The 17,149-nt window shown below is 68.4% G+C and carries 13 protein-coding genes; 7 read left to right on the top strand and 6 right to left on the bottom strand.

Annotated elements, in window-relative coordinates:
- The first annotated feature begins 4 nt into the window (after positions 1 to 4).
- The gene (locus H074_RS02990; protein ID WP_007028537.1) at positions 5 to 784 is read left to right on the top strand and encodes a type III pantothenate kinase; all 780 of its coding nucleotides are present in this window, start codon (positions 5 to 7) and stop codon (positions 782 to 784) included.
- Here the strand turns inward: H074_RS02990 and H074_RS02995 are convergent, their stop codons facing one another.
- On the bottom strand, positions 785 to 1,483 hold the full coding sequence (locus H074_RS02995) for a class I SAM-dependent methyltransferase (protein WP_007028538.1): 699 nt from the start codon (positions 1,481 to 1,483) through the stop codon (positions 785 to 787).
- Complete coding sequence (locus tag H074_RS03000; protein ID WP_007028539.1) at positions 1,480 to 2,253, bottom strand: class I SAM-dependent methyltransferase; 774 nt, start codon at positions 2,251 to 2,253, stop codon at positions 1,480 to 1,482. Before H074_RS03000 ends, H074_RS02995 begins: the two co-directional genes overlap by 4 nt.
- Before the next feature lie 96 nt (positions 2,254 to 2,349).
- Here H074_RS03000 and lysS point away from each other — a divergent pair, with 96 nt between their 5' ends.
- Positions 2,350 to 3,861 (top strand): lysine--tRNA ligase, encoded by a 1,512-nt coding sequence (gene lysS / locus H074_RS03005; protein WP_039921342.1) that lies wholly within the window; start codon positions 2,350 to 2,352, stop codon positions 3,859 to 3,861.
- Between the two features lie 151 nt (positions 3,862 to 4,012).
- The gene (locus tag H074_RS03010; protein ID WP_005165380.1) at positions 4,013 to 4,366 is read left to right on the top strand and encodes a histone-like nucleoid-structuring protein Lsr2; all 354 of its coding nucleotides are present in this window, start codon (positions 4,013 to 4,015) and stop codon (positions 4,364 to 4,366) included.
- A gap of 6 nt (positions 4,367 to 4,372) precedes the next feature.
- Here H074_RS03010 and H074_RS03015 read toward each other — a convergent pair whose 3' ends face one another.
- Positions 4,373 to 5,218, bottom strand: a complete 846-nt coding sequence (locus H074_RS03015; RefSeq protein ID WP_007028541.1) for a helix-turn-helix domain-containing protein — start codon at positions 5,216 to 5,218, stop codon at positions 4,373 to 4,375.
- 66 nt (positions 5,219 to 5,284) lie between these two features.
- On the opposite strand from H074_RS03015, the gene H074_RS03020 reads away from it, so the two are divergent.
- Entirely contained in the window at positions 5,285 to 5,866 is a 582-nt protein-coding gene (locus tag H074_RS03020) for a TIGR03086 family metal-binding protein (protein WP_007028542.1), read from the top strand.
- Here H074_RS03020 and H074_RS03025 read toward each other — a convergent pair.
- On the bottom strand, positions 5,863 to 6,681 hold the full coding sequence (locus H074_RS03025) for a (2Fe-2S)-binding protein (RefSeq protein ID WP_007028543.1): 819 nt from the start codon (positions 6,679 to 6,681) through the stop codon (positions 5,863 to 5,865). The genes H074_RS03020 and H074_RS03025 overlap by 4 nt on opposite strands.
- Before the next feature lie 358 nt (positions 6,682 to 7,039).
- Here H074_RS03025 and H074_RS03030 point away from each other — a divergent pair, with 358 nt between their 5' ends.
- A complete protein-coding gene (locus H074_RS03030) occupies positions 7,040 to 9,598 on the top strand; it encodes an ATP-dependent Clp protease ATP-binding subunit (RefSeq protein WP_007028544.1) in 2,559 nt (852 codons plus the stop codon).
- Positions 9,599 to 9,888: 290 nt separating this feature from the next.
- Positions 9,889 to 11,658 carry an Hsp70 family protein gene (locus H074_RS03035; RefSeq protein WP_007028545.1) on the top strand — a complete coding sequence of 590 codons (1,770 nt, stop codon included), beginning with the start codon at positions 9,889 to 9,891 and terminating at the stop codon, positions 11,656 to 11,658.
- On the opposite strand, the gene pcp is transcribed toward H074_RS03035, so the two are convergent.
- Positions 11,659 to 12,294, bottom strand: a complete 636-nt coding sequence (gene pcp / locus H074_RS03040) for a pyroglutamyl-peptidase I (RefSeq protein WP_007028546.1) — start codon at positions 12,292 to 12,294, stop codon at positions 11,659 to 11,661.
- 26 nt (positions 12,295 to 12,320) lie between these two features.
- Entirely contained in the window at positions 12,321 to 13,736 is a 1,416-nt protein-coding gene (locus H074_RS03045) for a M1 family metallopeptidase (RefSeq protein ID WP_007028547.1), read from the bottom strand.
- 197 nt (positions 13,737 to 13,933) lie between these two features.
- Between H074_RS03045 and H074_RS03050 the strand changes: the two genes are divergently transcribed.
- Positions 13,934 to 17,119, top strand: coding sequence for an AfsR/SARP family transcriptional regulator (locus H074_RS03050; RefSeq protein ID WP_007028548.1), 3,186 nt, complete (start codon positions 13,934 to 13,936; stop codon positions 17,117 to 17,119).
- Positions 17,120 to 17,149 lie beyond the last annotated feature (30 nt).

Genomic DNA, 17,149 nt, shown 5'->3' on the forward strand with positions numbered 1-17,149 from the left:
GCCCTTGCTGCTCACGGTGGACGTCGGCAACACCAACATCGTTCTCGGGCTGTACTCCGGAAACGAGCTGGCCGGTGACTGGCGCATGCGCACCGACGCGCGGATGACCGCCGACGAGCTCGCGCTGACCATGCGCGGGCTCCTCGGCTCGCACGCGGACGCGATCACCGGGATCAGCGCGTTGTCCACGGTTCCCGCCGTGCTGCGGGAACTGCGCGTCATGCTTTCGCGGTACTACGCCGGGCTGCCGAAGATCGTCATCGAGCCGGGGGTGCGCACCGGCGTGCCGCTCCTGGTCGACAACCCCAAGGAGGTGGGCGCGGACAGGCTGGTGAACACCCTGGCCGCGCACCATCTGCACCCTTCCACCGCCTGTGTGGTGGTGGATTTCGGGACTTCGACCAATGTGGACGCCATCTCCGCCAAGGGCGAGTTCCTCGGCGGCGCGTTCGCACCCGGCATCGAGATCTCGGTCGACGCGCTGGCCGCGCGGGCCGCGGCGCTGCGCAAGGTGGAACTGGTGCCGCCGCGGTCGGTGATCGGGAAGAACACCGTGGAATGCCTGCAATCCGGCATCCTCTACGGTTTCGCCGGCCAGGTCGACGGCCTGGTGAAACGGATCAAGCGCGAGCTCTCGCCGGGCGGGGCGGATCCGGTCGCGGTGATCGCGACGGGCGGTCTTGCCCCGCTGGTGCTGGAGGAGTCGGAGACGATCACCGAGCATGTGCCGGATCTGACGCTGCTGGGCCTGCGGCTGGTCTACGACCGGAACCACCGCAATTAGTCACCTGGATGCGGTGGTCGCACGCGCGACCACCGCATCCAGGTGACTAATTGCGGTGGCGTGAAGCGACGACAGTTCCATGGTCCGCCGCTGCCGCGCCCGCCAGTCCGGCGTCTCCTCATAGGAGAGGACGTCGAATCCGGCCGCTTCCAGCAGCGGCCGGTGGTCGGCCACCTGAGGCGGCCGGTTCACCGGTTGCCCGTCGAAGTCCCAGGTCGTGACAAGCAATCGCCCACCGGGCACGAGGATGCGCGCGAACTCCTCGCAGGCGCGTCGTTTGTCGGGAGCGAACAGGAGCGCGTCGACGCTCATCACCGCTTCGAACGACGCGTCCTCCAGGCCGGTGGCCTGAAAATCGCCGACCCGGAAATCGGTCGCTTCGACATCCATCGCCTCCGCGCGACGCCGTGCCGACGCCAGCGCCGTCTCCGCGATGTCGACGCCGGTGAGCGTCGCGTAGGTGCGCGCGGCGACCCACAGTCCGGGACCGCCGCGTCCACAGCCGATGTCGGCGAGCCGCCCACGCGGTTCCAGCCGCGCCTCGGCCGCGATGCGGTGCAGGTCGGACCGGGTCACGAAGCTGTAGGTGTCCAGCTCGGCGGGGTACTCGTCGCCGTACACCTCGGCCCAGATCCGAGCGGACACTTCCGACGCGGGGGCGTCGAAGGTCGCCGTGAAGGCGGCCTTCCAGTCGGTCATCGCTTACGCGCCCGGAAGACGGTGGTGGTGATCGGCAGGTCGAATTGCCCCGAGGCGGTTTCCGGATTCCGGTCGAGGAATTCCCGCGCCGTGCGAAGTTTGGCTTCGCGTTCCTCCGCCGTGGCCACCAGCATGTGCGAATGGGTGGCGAGAGTCGCCACCAGGGTTTCGGCCGTCCTGGGCTGTTTGTGGCCGAACGTCTTCTTTTCGAACGGCTCGAAGGCCTCGTACTCTGGCAGAGATTCGTAGTCGCTCAGCCAGCGTCTGCTCATCGACGTCTTGATCAGCGTGTTCAGCTCCGCCAGCCAGCCCGCCGACTCGTCGTCGTGGTTCCACAGCGCGGCAACGACTCCACCCGGTTTCAGCACCCTGGCCATCTCCGGGTAGGCCCGGTCGAGGTCGAACCAGTGGACGGCTTGGCCGACGACCACGGCGTCCACGGACCCGTCCGGCAGCGGGATCTCTTCGGCCGTCCCGATGAGCGGGGCCACGGCGGGGAGTGTCTTCGTGAGTTCCGCGAGCATCTTGTCGTCCGGCTCGACCGCCGTGACCGCGACGCCCAGTGCGAGCAGCCCTTCGCTGACCTTGCCGGTCCCTGCCGCGAGGTCCAGTACCCGTTCCGGTGAGCGCCGGGCGCCGGCCAGCCCCCAGGCCAGTGCCTTTTCCGGATAGTCCGGCCGATGTGCGGCATAGGCGGCGGCCTCCGCGCCGAACGAGGCGGCGCGGCGTGCGTGCAGTTCGGGTTCGATGCCGGGAGTGGATGAGTTCACGAGCTCAAGGTTAATGGAGAGAAAACCGGCCGGTCCGGACGAGGAAAAGGTAATCCGGTTGGCGTAGGGAACCGGCGGGTTCGTACGCTGTGCGCCATGACTGAAATCCCCGCATCCGAGGGCGTGAGCCCCGACGAAGACCTGCCGGAACAGATGCGGGTGCGCCGGGACAAGCGCGACCGGATAATCGCGGAGGGTATCGATCCGTATCCGGTCGAGGTGCCCCGGACGCACTCGCTGGCCGAAGTGCGCGCGAAGCATTCCGGTCTCCCTGTCGACACCGCCACCGGCGACGTCGTCGGTATCACCGGCCGGGTCATGTACATGCGCAATACCGGCAAACTGTGTTTCGCAAGTCTCCGTGAAGGTGATGGCACCGAGTTGCAGGCGATGCTCAGCCTCGCGAAGGTGGGCGAGGACGCGCTCGCGGCATGGAAGTCCGATGTCGATCTCGGTGATCACGTATTCGTCGAGGGCGAGGTCATCACCTCCAAGCGCGGTGAGCTTTCCGTGATGGCAGACTCCTGGCGGATCACGTCGAAAGCATTGCGCCCGTTGCCCGTGGCGCACAAAGACCTCGCCGAGGAAACGCGCATCCGGCAGCGTTATGTCGATCTGATCGTGCGTCCCAAGGCACGGGACGTGGTCCGTACCCGTGCCGGCGTGCTGCGTTCCCTGCGTGACTCGTTCCACGGCCGGGGATTCCTCGAGGTCGAGACCCCGATGCTGCAAACGCTGCACGGGGGCGCGGCGGCCCGGCCATTCGTCACGCATTCGAATGCCTTCGACCTCGATCTGTACCTGAGGATCGCGCCGGAGCTGTACCTCAAGCGTTGCGTGGTCGGCGGTATCGAGAAGGTCTTCGAGATCAACCGGAACTTCCGGAACGAGGGCAGTGACTCGTCGCACTCGCCCGAGTTCGCCATGCTCGAGTACTACGAAGCGTATGCGACCTATGACTCCAACGCGGTGATGACGCGCCAGCTCATCCAGGAGGCGGCGCAGAACGTTCTCGGTACCCAGGTGGTCACTCTCGCCGACGGTTCGGAGTACGACCTGTCCGGCGAGTGGACCACGCTCGGAATGTACGAGTCGTTGTCCGAGTCGTTGTCGGAAGAGGTCACTCCCGAGACATCGGCGGACAAGCTGCGTTCCTATGCCGAAGCGCGAGAGCTGGAGCTCGACCCGAAGTTAGGCCACGGCAAACTCGTCGAAGAACTTTGGGAACATCTCGTCGGCGATCATCTTCACGAACCGACTTTTGTCCGTGATTTTCCGGTCGAGACATCCCCGCTGACCAGGCAACATCGCAGCAAGCCGGGGGTCGCCGAGAAGTGGGATCTGTACGTGCGCGGATTCGAACTGGCCACCGGATACTCCGAGCTGGTCGATCCCGTGGTGGAGCGTCAGCGTCTGGTGGAACAGGCGCGGCTGGGTGCGCAGGGCGATAGTGAGGCCATGAACCTGGATGAGGATTTCCTCCGCGCGCTGGAGTACGGAATGCCGCCGAGCGGTGGTGTCGGAATGGGGATCGACCGGTTGCTGATGGCGCTGACCGGCCTCGGTATCAGGGAGACCATCCTGTTCCCGCTCGTCCGACCTGAATAACCCGTCCGCGTGACAGATACCTCGATCGTTCTCGTAAACGAGATTTGCGTTATGACTCGGTAGCGGGTATTAATGTCGCTAGACAAAGTCTTCTGTCCGGGGCATGCCCCGTACCAGATCATTCGTGTAAGCCCCCAGCAGGAGGAAACAGATGGCACAGAAGGTGCTCGTCTCGCTCGTCGACGACCTCGACGGCACTGAGGCGGAAGAGACCGTCGAGTTCGGTTTGGACGGTGTGAGCTACCAGATCGACCTTTCCGCGGAAAACGCGGAAGAGCTTCGTGACGCGCTGGCCCAGTATGTGGAGCACGCCCGTCGTGCGGGTGGCCGTAAGCGCACCGCCATTCGTCCGGTCGCCGGAGTGAAGGCCGCCGCCCGTCCCGCGACCGTGGACCGCGAGCAGAACCAGGCCATTCGCGCCTGGGCCCGCAAGAACGGCTTCCAGGTTTCCGACCGCGGACGTATCCCGTCCGAGGTCGTGGAGGCATACCACAAGAAGAACTGAGGTCTTTCAGACCTGACGGCCGCCGGGAAACTTTTCCCGGCGGCTTTCTTGTTCTTGTACACGGTTCAAGCGGGCGTACTCGGTGGGCACCCATCCGGTCACGGAGCGGAAATCCCGGATGAAGTGCGCTTGGTCGCTATAGCCCAGCTCTGTCGCCAGTTCCGCGTAGTCCGGCCGTTCCTCGGCGGCGATCCGTGCCGCCGCTTCGTTCAATCGGTATACCTGAATCGCCCATTTGGGGGCGGTTCCGACGTGTTCGGCGAACAGGCGTTGCAGGCTTCGCCGAGACAGACCTGTCCGGCGTGACAGCTCGCCGACCCGGGTAATGGCCGGTTCGGCCGAGATTGTTTCCACCGCTTCGATGGCCGTCCTGGCCGCGGTGGTGAGCACGGGGTGTTTCGCGAGGAGCAGTTCCTCCGCCGCCAGGACCATTTCGAAGTCGTCCGTCGCATTCCGTACCGATTCCATCACTGGTCCGGTACCGGGGAAGAGATCGGTGAGCGGAACGGAACCGCCGGAGATCATCGTGACCGGACCGGTGAGGAATGCCCGGAAAGCGCCGGGCCGGAATCGCACACCGATACCGTGGTCCGTGCCCTCGACGACGTAGCGGAAAGGCCGTTTCCCCGGCCCGAACGCGCCTGCCGCGTCGCGGAAGAACGTGACGTTCACCGCGAGATTGGGCAGTACCACCTGCTCATGGGGCGGGCGGCCGCTCAGATCCCAGCGCAGCACCCAGTGGTGGTCGACGAACGGGCGCAGGTCCGGCGCGGGCCGATGGCGGACGAGGCTGAACTTCGCGTCCGCTTCCCGCGCGTTGACGATCCCCGCCGGGATCCGATGCCCGCTCACCGGAGCAACCTAATCCTGTCGCGTTTCTTCAAGACAGTGCGCCGGATCCCGTGAGTTCATGCCCGCATGTCCGAACACGCTGCCCTGATCGCCCCCGCCGCCGCGGAATTCGCCGGAATCCTGCGCGAGACCGGCGAGTCCGACCTCTCCGCCCGCACCCCGTGCGCCGGCTACGACGTCCGCGCGTTGCTGAACCACCTTCTCTACTGGGGTCCTTGGCTCGAAGCCGCCGGGCGCAAGGTCGCACCGCCGGAGGTGTCCTCCGGTGAGGCCGAGGCGGGGCTCGTCGACGACGAATGGCTCAGTGCCATCGAGAAGCAGACCGCGCGGCTCGTGGACGTCTTCGGTGCGCCCGGGGCGTGGCAGGGCATGACGGCGCTCGGCACGGCGGAGATGCCGGCCTCGATCGTCGGCGACATGGTGCTCGGCGAGTTCGTCTTCCACGGCTGGGACCTGGCGAAGGCGACCGGCCGCTCCCTCGACGTCGCGCCCGAAGCGGCCGAAGCCGTGCTCGCGTCCGCTGTGGCGATGGGCGATCAGGCTCGGGCGATGAAGGTGTACGGCGAAGAAGTACCCGTCGCGGAAGGCGCGACGACGTTCGAGCGCGCGCTGGGCGCGACGGGACGGGATCCCGGCTGGACCTCTTAGCGGATTCGCGGACAACCACCGCATTCCGGTTCCGCGGGCAGCAGGTAGGAGAAACAACAGCTTTCGCGGTTTCTCGTCCACTCGCGGTGTCCGCCGGCTCCCGAAACCAGCGTCAGCTTCGACGCCGACGTCAGCGGCGGGAACCGCGCTTCGAGGACCAGCGCGGCGTCCGCGACCCCGGCGCCCTCAGCCTCCGGGGATCCGCCCAGCCGGCCGGCCGACCACAGCGCGTTGTCGAGCGCGTCCGTGGCGGCCGCCCACAACTGCCGCCGTCCGAGCCTCGTCAGCGGCCCGTAGACGTCGATGAACCGGCTCGCGTGCGCGACGAAGCGGCCCCGAAGCACGGTCGCCAGCGCCCGCTCGTCCGGGACCACGGCGGCCCTCGGATGTGCCGAACCCGGGTCTGTCGGCAGGCAGTGGAAGCCGCCGCCCAGGACGGCGACCGAGTCGGGGTGCGGCCGGTCGGCGCCGATCCGGAAGGCCAGTGCGGACGGCGCGAGCGACGGGACGCGGCGTTCGTGATGGAGCAGCATCGCGCCGGCGAAGGCCGGGACGTGCAGGTACCAGGACAGGATCCAGCTCGCCGAGGTCCGCTCGGGGACCCGGTCCGCCTCCGGATACCGCCCGGCCAGCCAGCCGCCGAGACGCTCACGCCAGCGCAAGAGACGGGCCGGTTCGCCGAGCAGGTCACCGCAGCCGACCCAGTCCGGTTCGCCCTCCGGCACGTCCGCGCGGAGCCGGGCGTCCTCGGGCATCCTCGAGAGGGAGGCCCGGAGCCCGTCTTCGGCGGACGCGAGCGTGTGGTGATGCGACACGCCGACCTCCCGCCATTAGGTACGCCTAACCTTACATGCGGTCGGTGACTACTCCGGTCGGGTGTCCATCCACTGGGCAGACCTTGCTCGCAGACCGTGTTCGCGCTCAGCGGACAACGCGCGTCCGGCGGAATCCGGGCACGCGTTCGCGCGTTGTGCTTGACGTAAAGGTGCAGGGCAACCGGAAGATGAAAGAGCGCACGGCCGGAGAACGGCCGGGGCGCGAACGGGCCGCAATCAGCCGTAGTGGTACGCCAGCGCGACCGCATGGCTACTAGAGTGGTCTCACGGTGCTGAATCCATCGCGGTGAAAGCACGATGGAAACGGGCCGCCGTCGCAGCAGTCGAGGGAGTGCACATGTTTGAGAGGTTCACCGACCGCGCGAGGCGGGTGGTCGTCCTGGCCCAAGAAGAGGCCAGGATGCTCAACCACAACTACATCGGCACCGAGCACATCCTCCTGGGTCTGATCCACGAGGGTGAAGGTGTCGCCGCCAAGGCGCTGGAATCGCTGGGCATCGCGCTGGAGGGCGTCCGCCAGCAGGTCGAGGAGATCATCGGCCAGGGGCAGCAGGCCCCGAGCGGGCACATCCCCTTCACCCCGCGGGCCAAGAAGGTGCTTGAGCTGTCGCTGCGTGAAGCGCTGCAGCTCGGCCACAACTACATCGGCACCGAGCACATCCTGCTCGGGCTGATCCGCGAGGGAGAAGGCGTCGCCGCACAGGTGCTCGTCAAGCTCGGCGCGGACCTCAACCGGGTGCGTCAGCAGGTCCTGCAGCTGCTGTCGGGCTACCAGGGTGGCAAGGAGTCGACCGAGACCGGCTCCGGACGCGGTGAAGGCACCCCGTCGTCGTCGCTGGTGCTCGACCAGTTCGGCCGCAACCTGACCGTCCAGGCCCGCGAAGGCAAGCTCGACCCGGTCATCGGCCGGGGCAAAGAGATCGAGCGGGTCATGCAGGTGCTGTCGCGGCGCACCAAGAACAACCCGGTCCTGATCGGTGAGCCCGGCGTCGGCAAGACCGCCGTCGTCGAAGGGCTCGCGCAGAACATCGTCAAGGGCGAGGTCCCCGAGACGCTGAAGGACAAGCAGCTCTACACCCTCGACCTCGGCTCCCTGGTCGCCGGTTCCCGGTACCGCGGTGACTTCGAAGAGCGCCTCAAGAAGGTGCTCAAGGAGATCAAGACCCGCGGCGACATCATCCTGTTCATCGACGAGCTGCACACGCTCGTCGGCGCGGGTGCCGCCGAGGGCGCGATCGACGCCGCGTCGATCCTGAAGCCGATGCTGGCCCGTGGCGAGCTGCAGACGATCGGCGCGACCACCCTCGAGGAGTACCGCAAGTACATCGAGAAGGACGCCGCGCTGGAGCGCCGCTTCCAGCCGATCCAGGTCGGCGAGCCGTCGCTCGAGCACACGATCGAGATCCTGAAGGGTCTCCGCGACCGGTACGAGGCGCACCACCGTGTCTCGATCACCGACGGCGCGCTGGTGCAGGCGGCCACCCTCGCGGACCGCTACATCAACGACCGCTTCCTGCCGGACAAGGCGATCGACCTGATCGACGAGGCGGGCGCCCGGATGCGCATCCGCCGCATGACCGCGCCGCCGGACCTGCGCGAGTTCGACGAGAAGATCGCCGACGTGCGCAGGGACAAGGAGTCCGCGATAGACGCGCAGGACTTCGAGCGCGCCGCCCGTCTCCGCGACGAGGAGAAGACCCTCCTCGGCCAGAAGGGCGAGCGGGAGAAGCAGTGGAAGGACGGCGACCTCGACGTCGTCGCCGAGGTCGACGAGGAGCAGATCGCCGAGGTCCTCGCCAACTGGACCGGCATCCCGGTGTTCAAGCTCACCGAGGAGGAGACCACGCGTCTGCTCCGCATGGAGGAGGAGCTGCACAAGCGGATCATCGGCCAGGAGGACGCGGTCAAGGCCGTCTCCCAGGCGATCCGCCGTACCCGCGCCGGCCTGAAGGACCCGAAGCGCCCCTCCGGCTCGTTCATCTTCGCCGGCCCGTCCGGTGTCGGTAAGACCGAGCTGTCCAAGGCGCTCGCGGCGTTCCTGTTCGGCGAGGACGACGCGCTCATCCAGATCGACATGGGCGAGTTCCACGACCGCTACACCGCTTCGCGGCTCTTCGGTGCCCCTCCGGGCTACGTCGGCTACGAAGAGGGCGGCCAGCTGACCGAGAAGGTGCGGCGCAAGCCGTTCTCGGTGGTGCTGTTCGACGAGATCGAGAAGGCCCACCAGGAGATCTACAACACCCTCCTGCAGGTCCTCGAAGACGGCCGTCTCACCGACGGTCAGGGTCGTACGGTCGACTTCAAGAACACCGTGCTCATCTTCACCTCGAACCTGGGTACCTCGGACATCTCCAAGTCCGTCTCGCTCGGGTTCTCGTCCGGCGGTGACAGCACCAACCGGTACGAGAAGATGAAGCAAAAGGTCAACGAGGAAATGAAGAAGCATTTCCGGCCCGAGTTCCTGAACCGCATCGACGACATCATCGTCTTCCACCAGCTGACCAAGGAACAGATCATCGAGATGGTCGATCTGATGATCGCCCGGGTCGAGACGCAGCTCAAGGCCAAGGACATGGAGCTCGAGCTCACGCCCAAGGCCAAGTCGCTGCTCGCCAAGCGCGGCTTCGACCCGGTGCTGGGCGCGCGGCCGCTGCGCCGCACGATCCAGCGCGAGATCGAGGACCAGCTGTCGGAGAAGATCCTGTTCGGCGAGGTCCAGCCCGGCCAGATCATCCTGGTCGACGTCGAAGGCTGGAACGACGAAGAGGGCGAGAAGGACGACAAGGCGCACTTCGTCTTCCGCGGCGAAGCCCGGCCCTCGTCGGTCCCGGACGCCCCGCCGGTCAGCATCGGTGCCGGCTCGGCCGAAGAGAACGGTGAAGCCGAGGGCGAGTAAAGCCTCTCTGCTCTGGAAGTGCCTGTCGCGGTTCGCTGCGGCGGGCACTTCCGCGTTCGGTGGGCGAGTTCGCCTTCTGATCACGCGAGTTCCGTGTCCAAGCACGCGAGTTCGCCTGATGCGCACGGGCAGCACGGGGGCGTGGATGGACGACACGTGTGATCAGAGGCGCGACACGCGTGATTGGACGGACGACACGCGTGCTTGGAGGCGGAACTCGCGTGGCTGGAGGCGGAACTCGCGTGATCGGGGGGCGTGAGACGATGCCCTCGGGTCCGGGAGGGGGTCAGGTGGACGTTCTGGCGATCGATTTCGGTACCTCCAGCACGGTGGGGGTGCTCTCGATCCACGGCAGGGGGACGCAGGTCGTCGAAATCGACGGGTCCGTGACGATGTCGTCCGCGATCTACGTCGACAAGGACGGCACGGTCTTCGTCGGCCGTGACGCCGAACGCCGGGCCCGGCTGGACCCGAGCCGGTTCGAGGCGAATCCGAAGCGGCGCATCGACGAGGGCGCTCTCCAGCTCGGTGACGTCTCGCTCCCCATCGCCGACGCCTTCGCTGCGGTCCTGCGCAGGGTCGGCGAGGAGGCCGAGCTGCTCCTCCAGCGTCCGCCCGCGCAGGTGCGCATCTCGCATCCCGCCGGCTGGGGCCCGGATCGCAAGCAGATCCTCCGCGACGCCGCGCTCAAGGCCGGATTCGGTACGACGATGCTCATTCCCGAGCCGGTCGCGGCCGCCGCGCATTACGCCTCCCTCGACCACGGTCGGCGGCAGCCGGGTCCGATCGCGGTGTACGACCTCGGGGCGGGCACCTTCGACTGCGCTGTCGTCGGTGTCAGCGCTCAGGGGTTCGCCGTGCTCGCCGAGGACGGCCTGCCCGATCTCGGCAGTCTCGACATCGACCAGGCGCTGCTGGTGCACATCGGCCGCGAGGTGTCGCATTCCGATCCCGCGCGGTGGCAACGGATCCTGCGCCCGCAGTCGGTCAGTGACCGCCGGACGCGCCGGTCGTTGCTGCAGGATGTCCGTGACGCCAAGGAAAGCCTCTCCCGGCACCAGCAGACCGAGATCCCGATGCCGGAGCCGTTCGGCGACGTGCGGGTGACGAGGATGGAGCTCGAGGCGCTCGTCCGGCCGAGTTTCCTGCGCAGCGCCGAACTCCTGGCCACCACGATCCGTCGCGCCGGGCTGTCCCCGGACCGGCTCGGCGGCGTCTACCTCGTCGGCGGGCCGAGCCGGATGCCGTTGCTGGCGAACCTGCTGGCGAATCAGCTCAGGATCGCGCCGACCACGCAGGATCAGCCGGAGACGGCGGTCGCGTTCGGGTTGCACCACGTGCCTGCCGGTGGCGAGGATTCCCAGCTGACCGTGCCCGCCTTCGCGCCGGTCTCGCCGCCGGTACGGCAGCAGCCCGTTCAGCAGCAGCAGCCGCCTCCGCCGCGACGTCCGCAACCGCCGCGCTGGACGCCGCCCCCGCCACCGCCGGGCCCGAACTGGCGGAAGCCCACGGCCTACGGCGTCCTCGTGCTCGCCATCGCGGCGATCGTGACGACGATCGTCCTGCTCAGCGGCGGCGAGGAGGAGCCGGTCGCCGCACCGGCCCCGGCGAAACCGGTGAGCTGCGATCAGCCGGGGCCGAAGGACGCGCAGGGGTTCACGGACTGCCTCCGCCGGATCGCCGCCGTCATCCCGCAGCGGGACGAGTGCCGGGACGCGCCGGACGCCGCCGCCACGGTGGGCGCGTCGTCGGCGGTCACCTGCGTTTTCAAGGACGACAAGGGGGCGAACGCGATCAACTACTACCAGGGTGTCGCGATGACCGGCCTGGAGGACGGCGTCCGGCAGCGGATGACCAAGGGCAAGCCCGCGGAGGGCACCTGGGCGGCCGACGGGCTCCGGGGGCGCTACTTGGCGGGCGTGGGCAAGCGAAGCGGCATCGTGCTCTTCGGGACCGAAGACGCGCCGTTGAGCGCGATGCTCGTCTCGACCCGCGACGACGGCACCGCGCGGACGACCGCGGAGATGGTCGAGTTCTTCACCGCACAGCTCAAGCCTTGATCAATGCAGGGTGCCCGCCGGCGTCGAAAGATCCTCGGTCACCGAAAGCGCGGTGTCCACGATGATCTCCAGCGCCTCGGCGGCGCGGTGCACGGCCAGGCTCGGCGCCGTGGTCCGCGCGGCCTGCTCCGGCGTGTACGGCACGTGCACGAAACCGCCGCGTACACCGGGAAAGTCGTTGTCCAGCAAGTGCATCAGCCCGTAGAAGACCTGGTTGCACACGTACGTCCCGGCGGTGTGCGAGACCGACGCCGGGAGTCCCGCGTCCTTGATCCCCGTGACACACGCCTTCACCGGCAGAGTGGTGAAGTACGCGTTGGGGCCGCCGGGGATCACCGGGACGTCGACGGGCTGCGAGCCCGCGTTGTCCGGGATACGGGCGTCGATCAGGTTGATCGCGACCCGTTCCGGGGTGACGTCGGGGCGGCCGCCCGCCTGGCCGACGCAGATCACCAGGTCCGGCCGGTACTCGTCGATCGAGTCGCGCAAGGTGACCAGCGAACGCGAGAACACGCACGGCAGTTCGACGGCCACGGTGTCGTGCCGCCGGCCGGTGAGCAGGGAAACCGCCTGCCACGACGGGTTCACCCGCTCACCGCCGAACGGTTCGAAACCGGTGAGGAGCACTGACGTCATGCCCTCACCCTAACGTGTGACGCCTGTCAAGCGGCGGGCTTGAGGTCCCCCGGGTAGAGGAACTCAGGCGCCGGCTTGGTGTTGCCGTAGAACCACGCGTCGAAGAAGCCCTGGAGGTTCTTGTGCGCGACGCGCTCGGCGAACCTCTGGAACTCCGGCAGGCTCGCGTTGCCGTCGCGGTGCAGGGCGGGCCACAACTTCAGGATGCGGTCGAACGGCGCCGCGCCGATGTAGTTCTTCAGCGCGTGCAGCGCCATCGGTCCCTTCGAGTACACGTACGTGAACTCGTTGCCGGGCCCCATGTCGTACAGCTTCCCCGCCCAGAATCGATCCGTCGCCTTCTGCACGGCGGTCAGGTAACGCGCCTTGAGGTCCTGGCCCGACTTCGCCTCCGACCACAGCCATTCCGCGTACGAGGCGAAGCATTCGTTGAGGCAGACGTCCTTCCACTTGTCGACGGCGACCGAGTCGCCCCACCACTGGTGGGCGTTCTCGTGCACGATCGTCGGGATGTTGCCCGCCGCGCCCGAGTAGATCGGCCTGCTCAGCGTCTCCAGCGAGAACCCGATCGGCTCGGCGAGGAAGATCCCGCCCGCCGCGTCCACCGGGTAGCGCCCGAACTTCGACGCCAGGAAGTCGATGATCTCCGGCAACCGTGCCTCGGCCTGTTTGGTCGACGCCGGGGTGCCGGGGGCGTAGGCGTTGACGACAGGCGTGCCGTCGGACAGCGTCGTCCGCTCGAACTCCCATTTGTCGATCGCGACCGTCGTCATGTACGGCACGGCAGGGGTCTCTTCGGCCCAGACGTACGTGGTGTTCTTGCCCGAAGCGAACTTGCCGCGCTCGCGGCCGTTGGCGATGACGCCCCACTCCGAGGGCACGGTGACGGCGAGGTGGAAGGTCGCCTTGTCCCGCGGGGTGTCGTTGACCGGATACCAGCTGGTCGCGGATTTCGGCTCGCCCGCGACGAAAGCGCCGCCGGATTTCGCGTACTGCCAGCCGTTCTCGCCCAGCGACGGATCCTCGATCGGCTGCGGGACGCCGTGGTAGGCGATCTCGGCGGTGAACCGCTCGTGGTTCCGCAGCGAGCGCGCCGGGGTGATCACGAGTTCGTGGTCACCGGTGCGGGTGAAGGTCGCCGTCCGCCCGTTGACCTTGACCGAGTCGACGGTCAGCCCGTGCAGGTCGAGGTTGAACGAGCTCAGCGCCTGGGTGGCCCGGCCGGTGATCGTCTGCAGGCCGGTGAGCTGCCTGGTGGCGGGCTCGTAGCCGATTTTCAGGTCGTAGTCGCCGACGTCGTAGCCGCCGTTGCCGTCCTGCGGGTAGTAGCTGTCGCCCGCGCCGTCGGCGCCGGGTTTCCCGGTGTCGGCGAGGGCGGTCCCGCCGCCGAGGACACTCGCGGCCAGAACGGCGGCGATGACGGCCGCACTCCGGTACCTCATGCACGCTCCCAGTCGATCGGCTGTGACTTGGCCCCGAACGTAACGCCGTGGCCGCGGCAGTCCGCCCGGAAAGCTCCTTCGTGCCCGGATAATCCCCACTTCCGTCGCCTGATCGGAGTCCGGAAGCCCGGCAGCGCGCGCGGAGAGACACAGCCTGGTCGGGCTATCCGTTCGCGGGTTCTGGAAAGCTGGGGGGCGTGCGTGTGACGCTGCTGGGCCCGGTCGGAGCGGAGGCCGGTGACGGCACCCCGGTCGACATCGGCGGTGCCCGCCTCCGCATGCTCTTGGCCAGGCTCGCGCTGGATCCCGGCGGTGCCGTCCCGGTGACGGCCCTCATCGACGGTCTCTGGGGTGCGGAGCCGCCCGCCGACGCGGCGAACGCGCTGCAGTCCCTGGTCTCGCGGCTGCGCAAGGTCCTGCGTGCCGACGACGTCGCCCTCGACTCGGGTCCGGGCGGTTACCGGCTGGACGTCGCCCGCGAGGACGTCGACGTGTGCCGCTTCGAGCGGCTGGCCGCGGAGGGCCGCGCGGAGCTGGCGGCGGGCCGGGACGCCGGTGCGGCCGCGATCCTCGCCGAGGCGCTCGGCCTCTGGCGTGGTCAGGTGTTGTCGGACGTGCTCGAAGCTCCATTCGCGCAGGCGCCGGCGACCCGGCTGGAGGATCTGCGCCTGGAAGCCGCCGAAGACCGTTTCGAAGCGGAGATCCGGCTGGGCGGGCACGACCGGGTGCTGGCGGATCTCAAGGAGGCGGCCACGCGGAACCCGCTGCGTGAACGGCTCGCCGGGCTGTGGATCCGGGCGTTGTGCGCGGCGGACCGGCAGTCCGACGCCCTCGCCGTCTACGAGGAGGTCCGGGCGGCGCTGGCCGATCAGCTCGGCGTCGATCCTTCGGCCGAACTCCAGGAGATCCATCTCGCCGCATTGCGCGGTGAACTCGGGCCGCCACCCGTGGTCGCTGATCACCTCCCGGTCCGGCTGACCAGTTTCGTCGGCCGAGACGACGAATTGAAGCTGATCGCCGAGCTCCTCGCCGGCGCGCGGCTGGTGACGCTCGTCGGGCCCGGCGGTGCCGGGAAGACGCGGCTGGCCACCGAGGTCGCGACGCGGCATCCGGCGCACGCGCGCGGACGAGTCTGGTTCGTGCCGCTCGCCGGCGTCCGCGACCCCGGTGACCTGCCCGGCGCGGTCTTCGCGGCGCTGGAGCTGTGGGACCTCGGTCTTTCGCACGGTGGCGATCCGATGCGCCGCCCGGTGGACGCACTGGCCCGGGTCGTGGAGACGCTCGGCGCCGGTGAATCGGTGCTGGTGCTGGACAACTGCGAGCATCTGGTCGACGCGGCCGCGGAGCTGACGAACACCCTGCTGCGACGCGTGCCGACCTTGCGCGTCCTCGCGACGAGCCGTGAGGCGCTGGCCATCGACGGCGAGACGCTGTGCCCGCTCGGCCCGCTGTCGGTCCCGGAAGGCACGCCGGCCGTTCCCCAAGCGGCCGAGGCGGGCGCGATCCGGCTGTTCGTCGACAGGGCGGTGGCCGTGCGCCCGGACTTCCGGCTCGACGAGTCCACTGTGGACGACGTCGCGCAGATCTGCCGCAGGCTGGACGGGATGCCACTGGCGCTGGAACTGGCCGCCGCGCGGCTGCGTTCGATGACCGTCGCGCAGATCTCGCGGCGTCTCGACGACCGGTTCCGCCTGCTGACCTCCGGCAGCCGGACCGCGTTGCCGAGGCAGCGCACGCTCCGTGCCGTCGTCGAGTGGAGCTGGGACCTGCTCGACGACGCCGAGCGCGTGCTCGCCAGGCGGCTTTCGGTCTTCGGGGCCGGTGCCGAGGTCGAAGCGGTCGAAAGCGTCTGCGCCGATGACGGCCTGCCCGCCGAGGACATCCTGTACGTCCTCGGCTCACTCGTCGAGAAGTCCATTGTGGACGCGACGGTGGGAGATCACGGCGAGCCGCGTTACCGCATGCTGGAGACCATCCGGGCATACGCGGCGGAACGTCTCGACGAGGCCGAAGAGCGGGAACAGCTGAGGAAGGCCTATCACCGCTACTACGCCCGGCTCGCCGAGCGGCTGGAGCCGATGCTGCGGACAGCGGATCAGCTCATCGCCATCTCGCGCTACGACGCGGAGCACGGCAACATCGTGACCGCGCTCCGCCAGGCCATCGACGCCGACGACGTGGACATGGCGATGCGCCTGTTCGGCAGCACGTTCTGGTACTGGCTGATCAAGGGCGACAGCGATCGGGTCGAATCCTTCGTCGCCGAAGTGCTCACTTTCGGCGACCGCCTGGAGGACGACTTCGCGGCCGCGTTCCGCGCGATGCGCGAGATCACCACGATGGTGCCCGGCGTCGGCGACCCCGAAGCCGTCCGCTCACTCGTCGACGAATGCGTGCGGACCGACGCGCACAACCGGTTCGCGGGGCTGGCCATCGGCCTGCCCATGCTGGCCTTCTTCTCCCAGGACAAGGAACTCGCGCACCGCGAGGTGGAACGGGCACTGTCGAGCCAGGACCCGTGGGCCAGGGCGGCGGGATCATGGGCGCAGAGCTTCGTCCTCACCGACGACGGTGACCCCGACGGCGCCGAAGGGGCCAGGGACCGGGCCTATGAAGGATTCCTGGCACTGGGCGACCGGTGGGGGACCGCGATGGCGTTGGGTATGAAGGCGAGCGACATCTCGATGTCCGGCGATCACGAAGCCGCGCTCGCGCTGTACCGCCGAGGGCTCGCACTCGCGCTCGAACTGGGGTCGCAGGACGACGTGATCCAACAGCGCTGGCGGCTCGCGACGGAGTACGCGCGGGCGGGCGATCTGGACACGGCGATGCGCGAGATGATCGAGGCCGAGCGCTACGCGACCGAAACGGGCAACGCCCAGCTCGCGGTGATGGTGCTGGTGGGCAAGGCCGATCTGCTCTGTCGCGCCGGACGCGTGGACGAGGCACGCGAGGTCGCCGTCCGGTTCCGGGAGAAGATGGCCTCGGTCGCGGCGCCGGGCATGTTCGGCGAGGAGTTCGGCGGGTACATCGACACCGAGATCGCGCTGGCCGCCGGGGATCCGGCCGGCGCCGAGCGCGGTGCCGCGGTCGTCGTGAAGTCCACCGCGGACCGCGGTGACATCGCCGACCTCGGGCGGATCGTCGAGGTCTGCGGCCTGATCCGGTTCCGGCAGGGGCGCCCCGAGACCGCCGTCCGGCTGCTCGGCGCGGCCAAACTCCTGCGCGGCAAGCTGGATCTCGGTGAACCCGCCATCCGGGAACTGATCGACGACCTCAAGGCGCACTTCGGCGAGGAGCGCTACGAAGAGCTGCTCGTGCAGAACGCCGGGCTTTCCCGAACCGATCTGATCTCCTGGATCGGCCAGGAAGTGGGCGCGTGAAGAAGGGCCCCTCGCCCGGCAGAGGCGAGG

The organism is Amycolatopsis decaplanina DSM 44594, from assembly GCF_000342005.1.
GTDB classification, from domain to species: Bacteria; Actinomycetota; Actinomycetes; order Mycobacteriales; family Pseudonocardiaceae; genus Amycolatopsis; species Amycolatopsis decaplanina.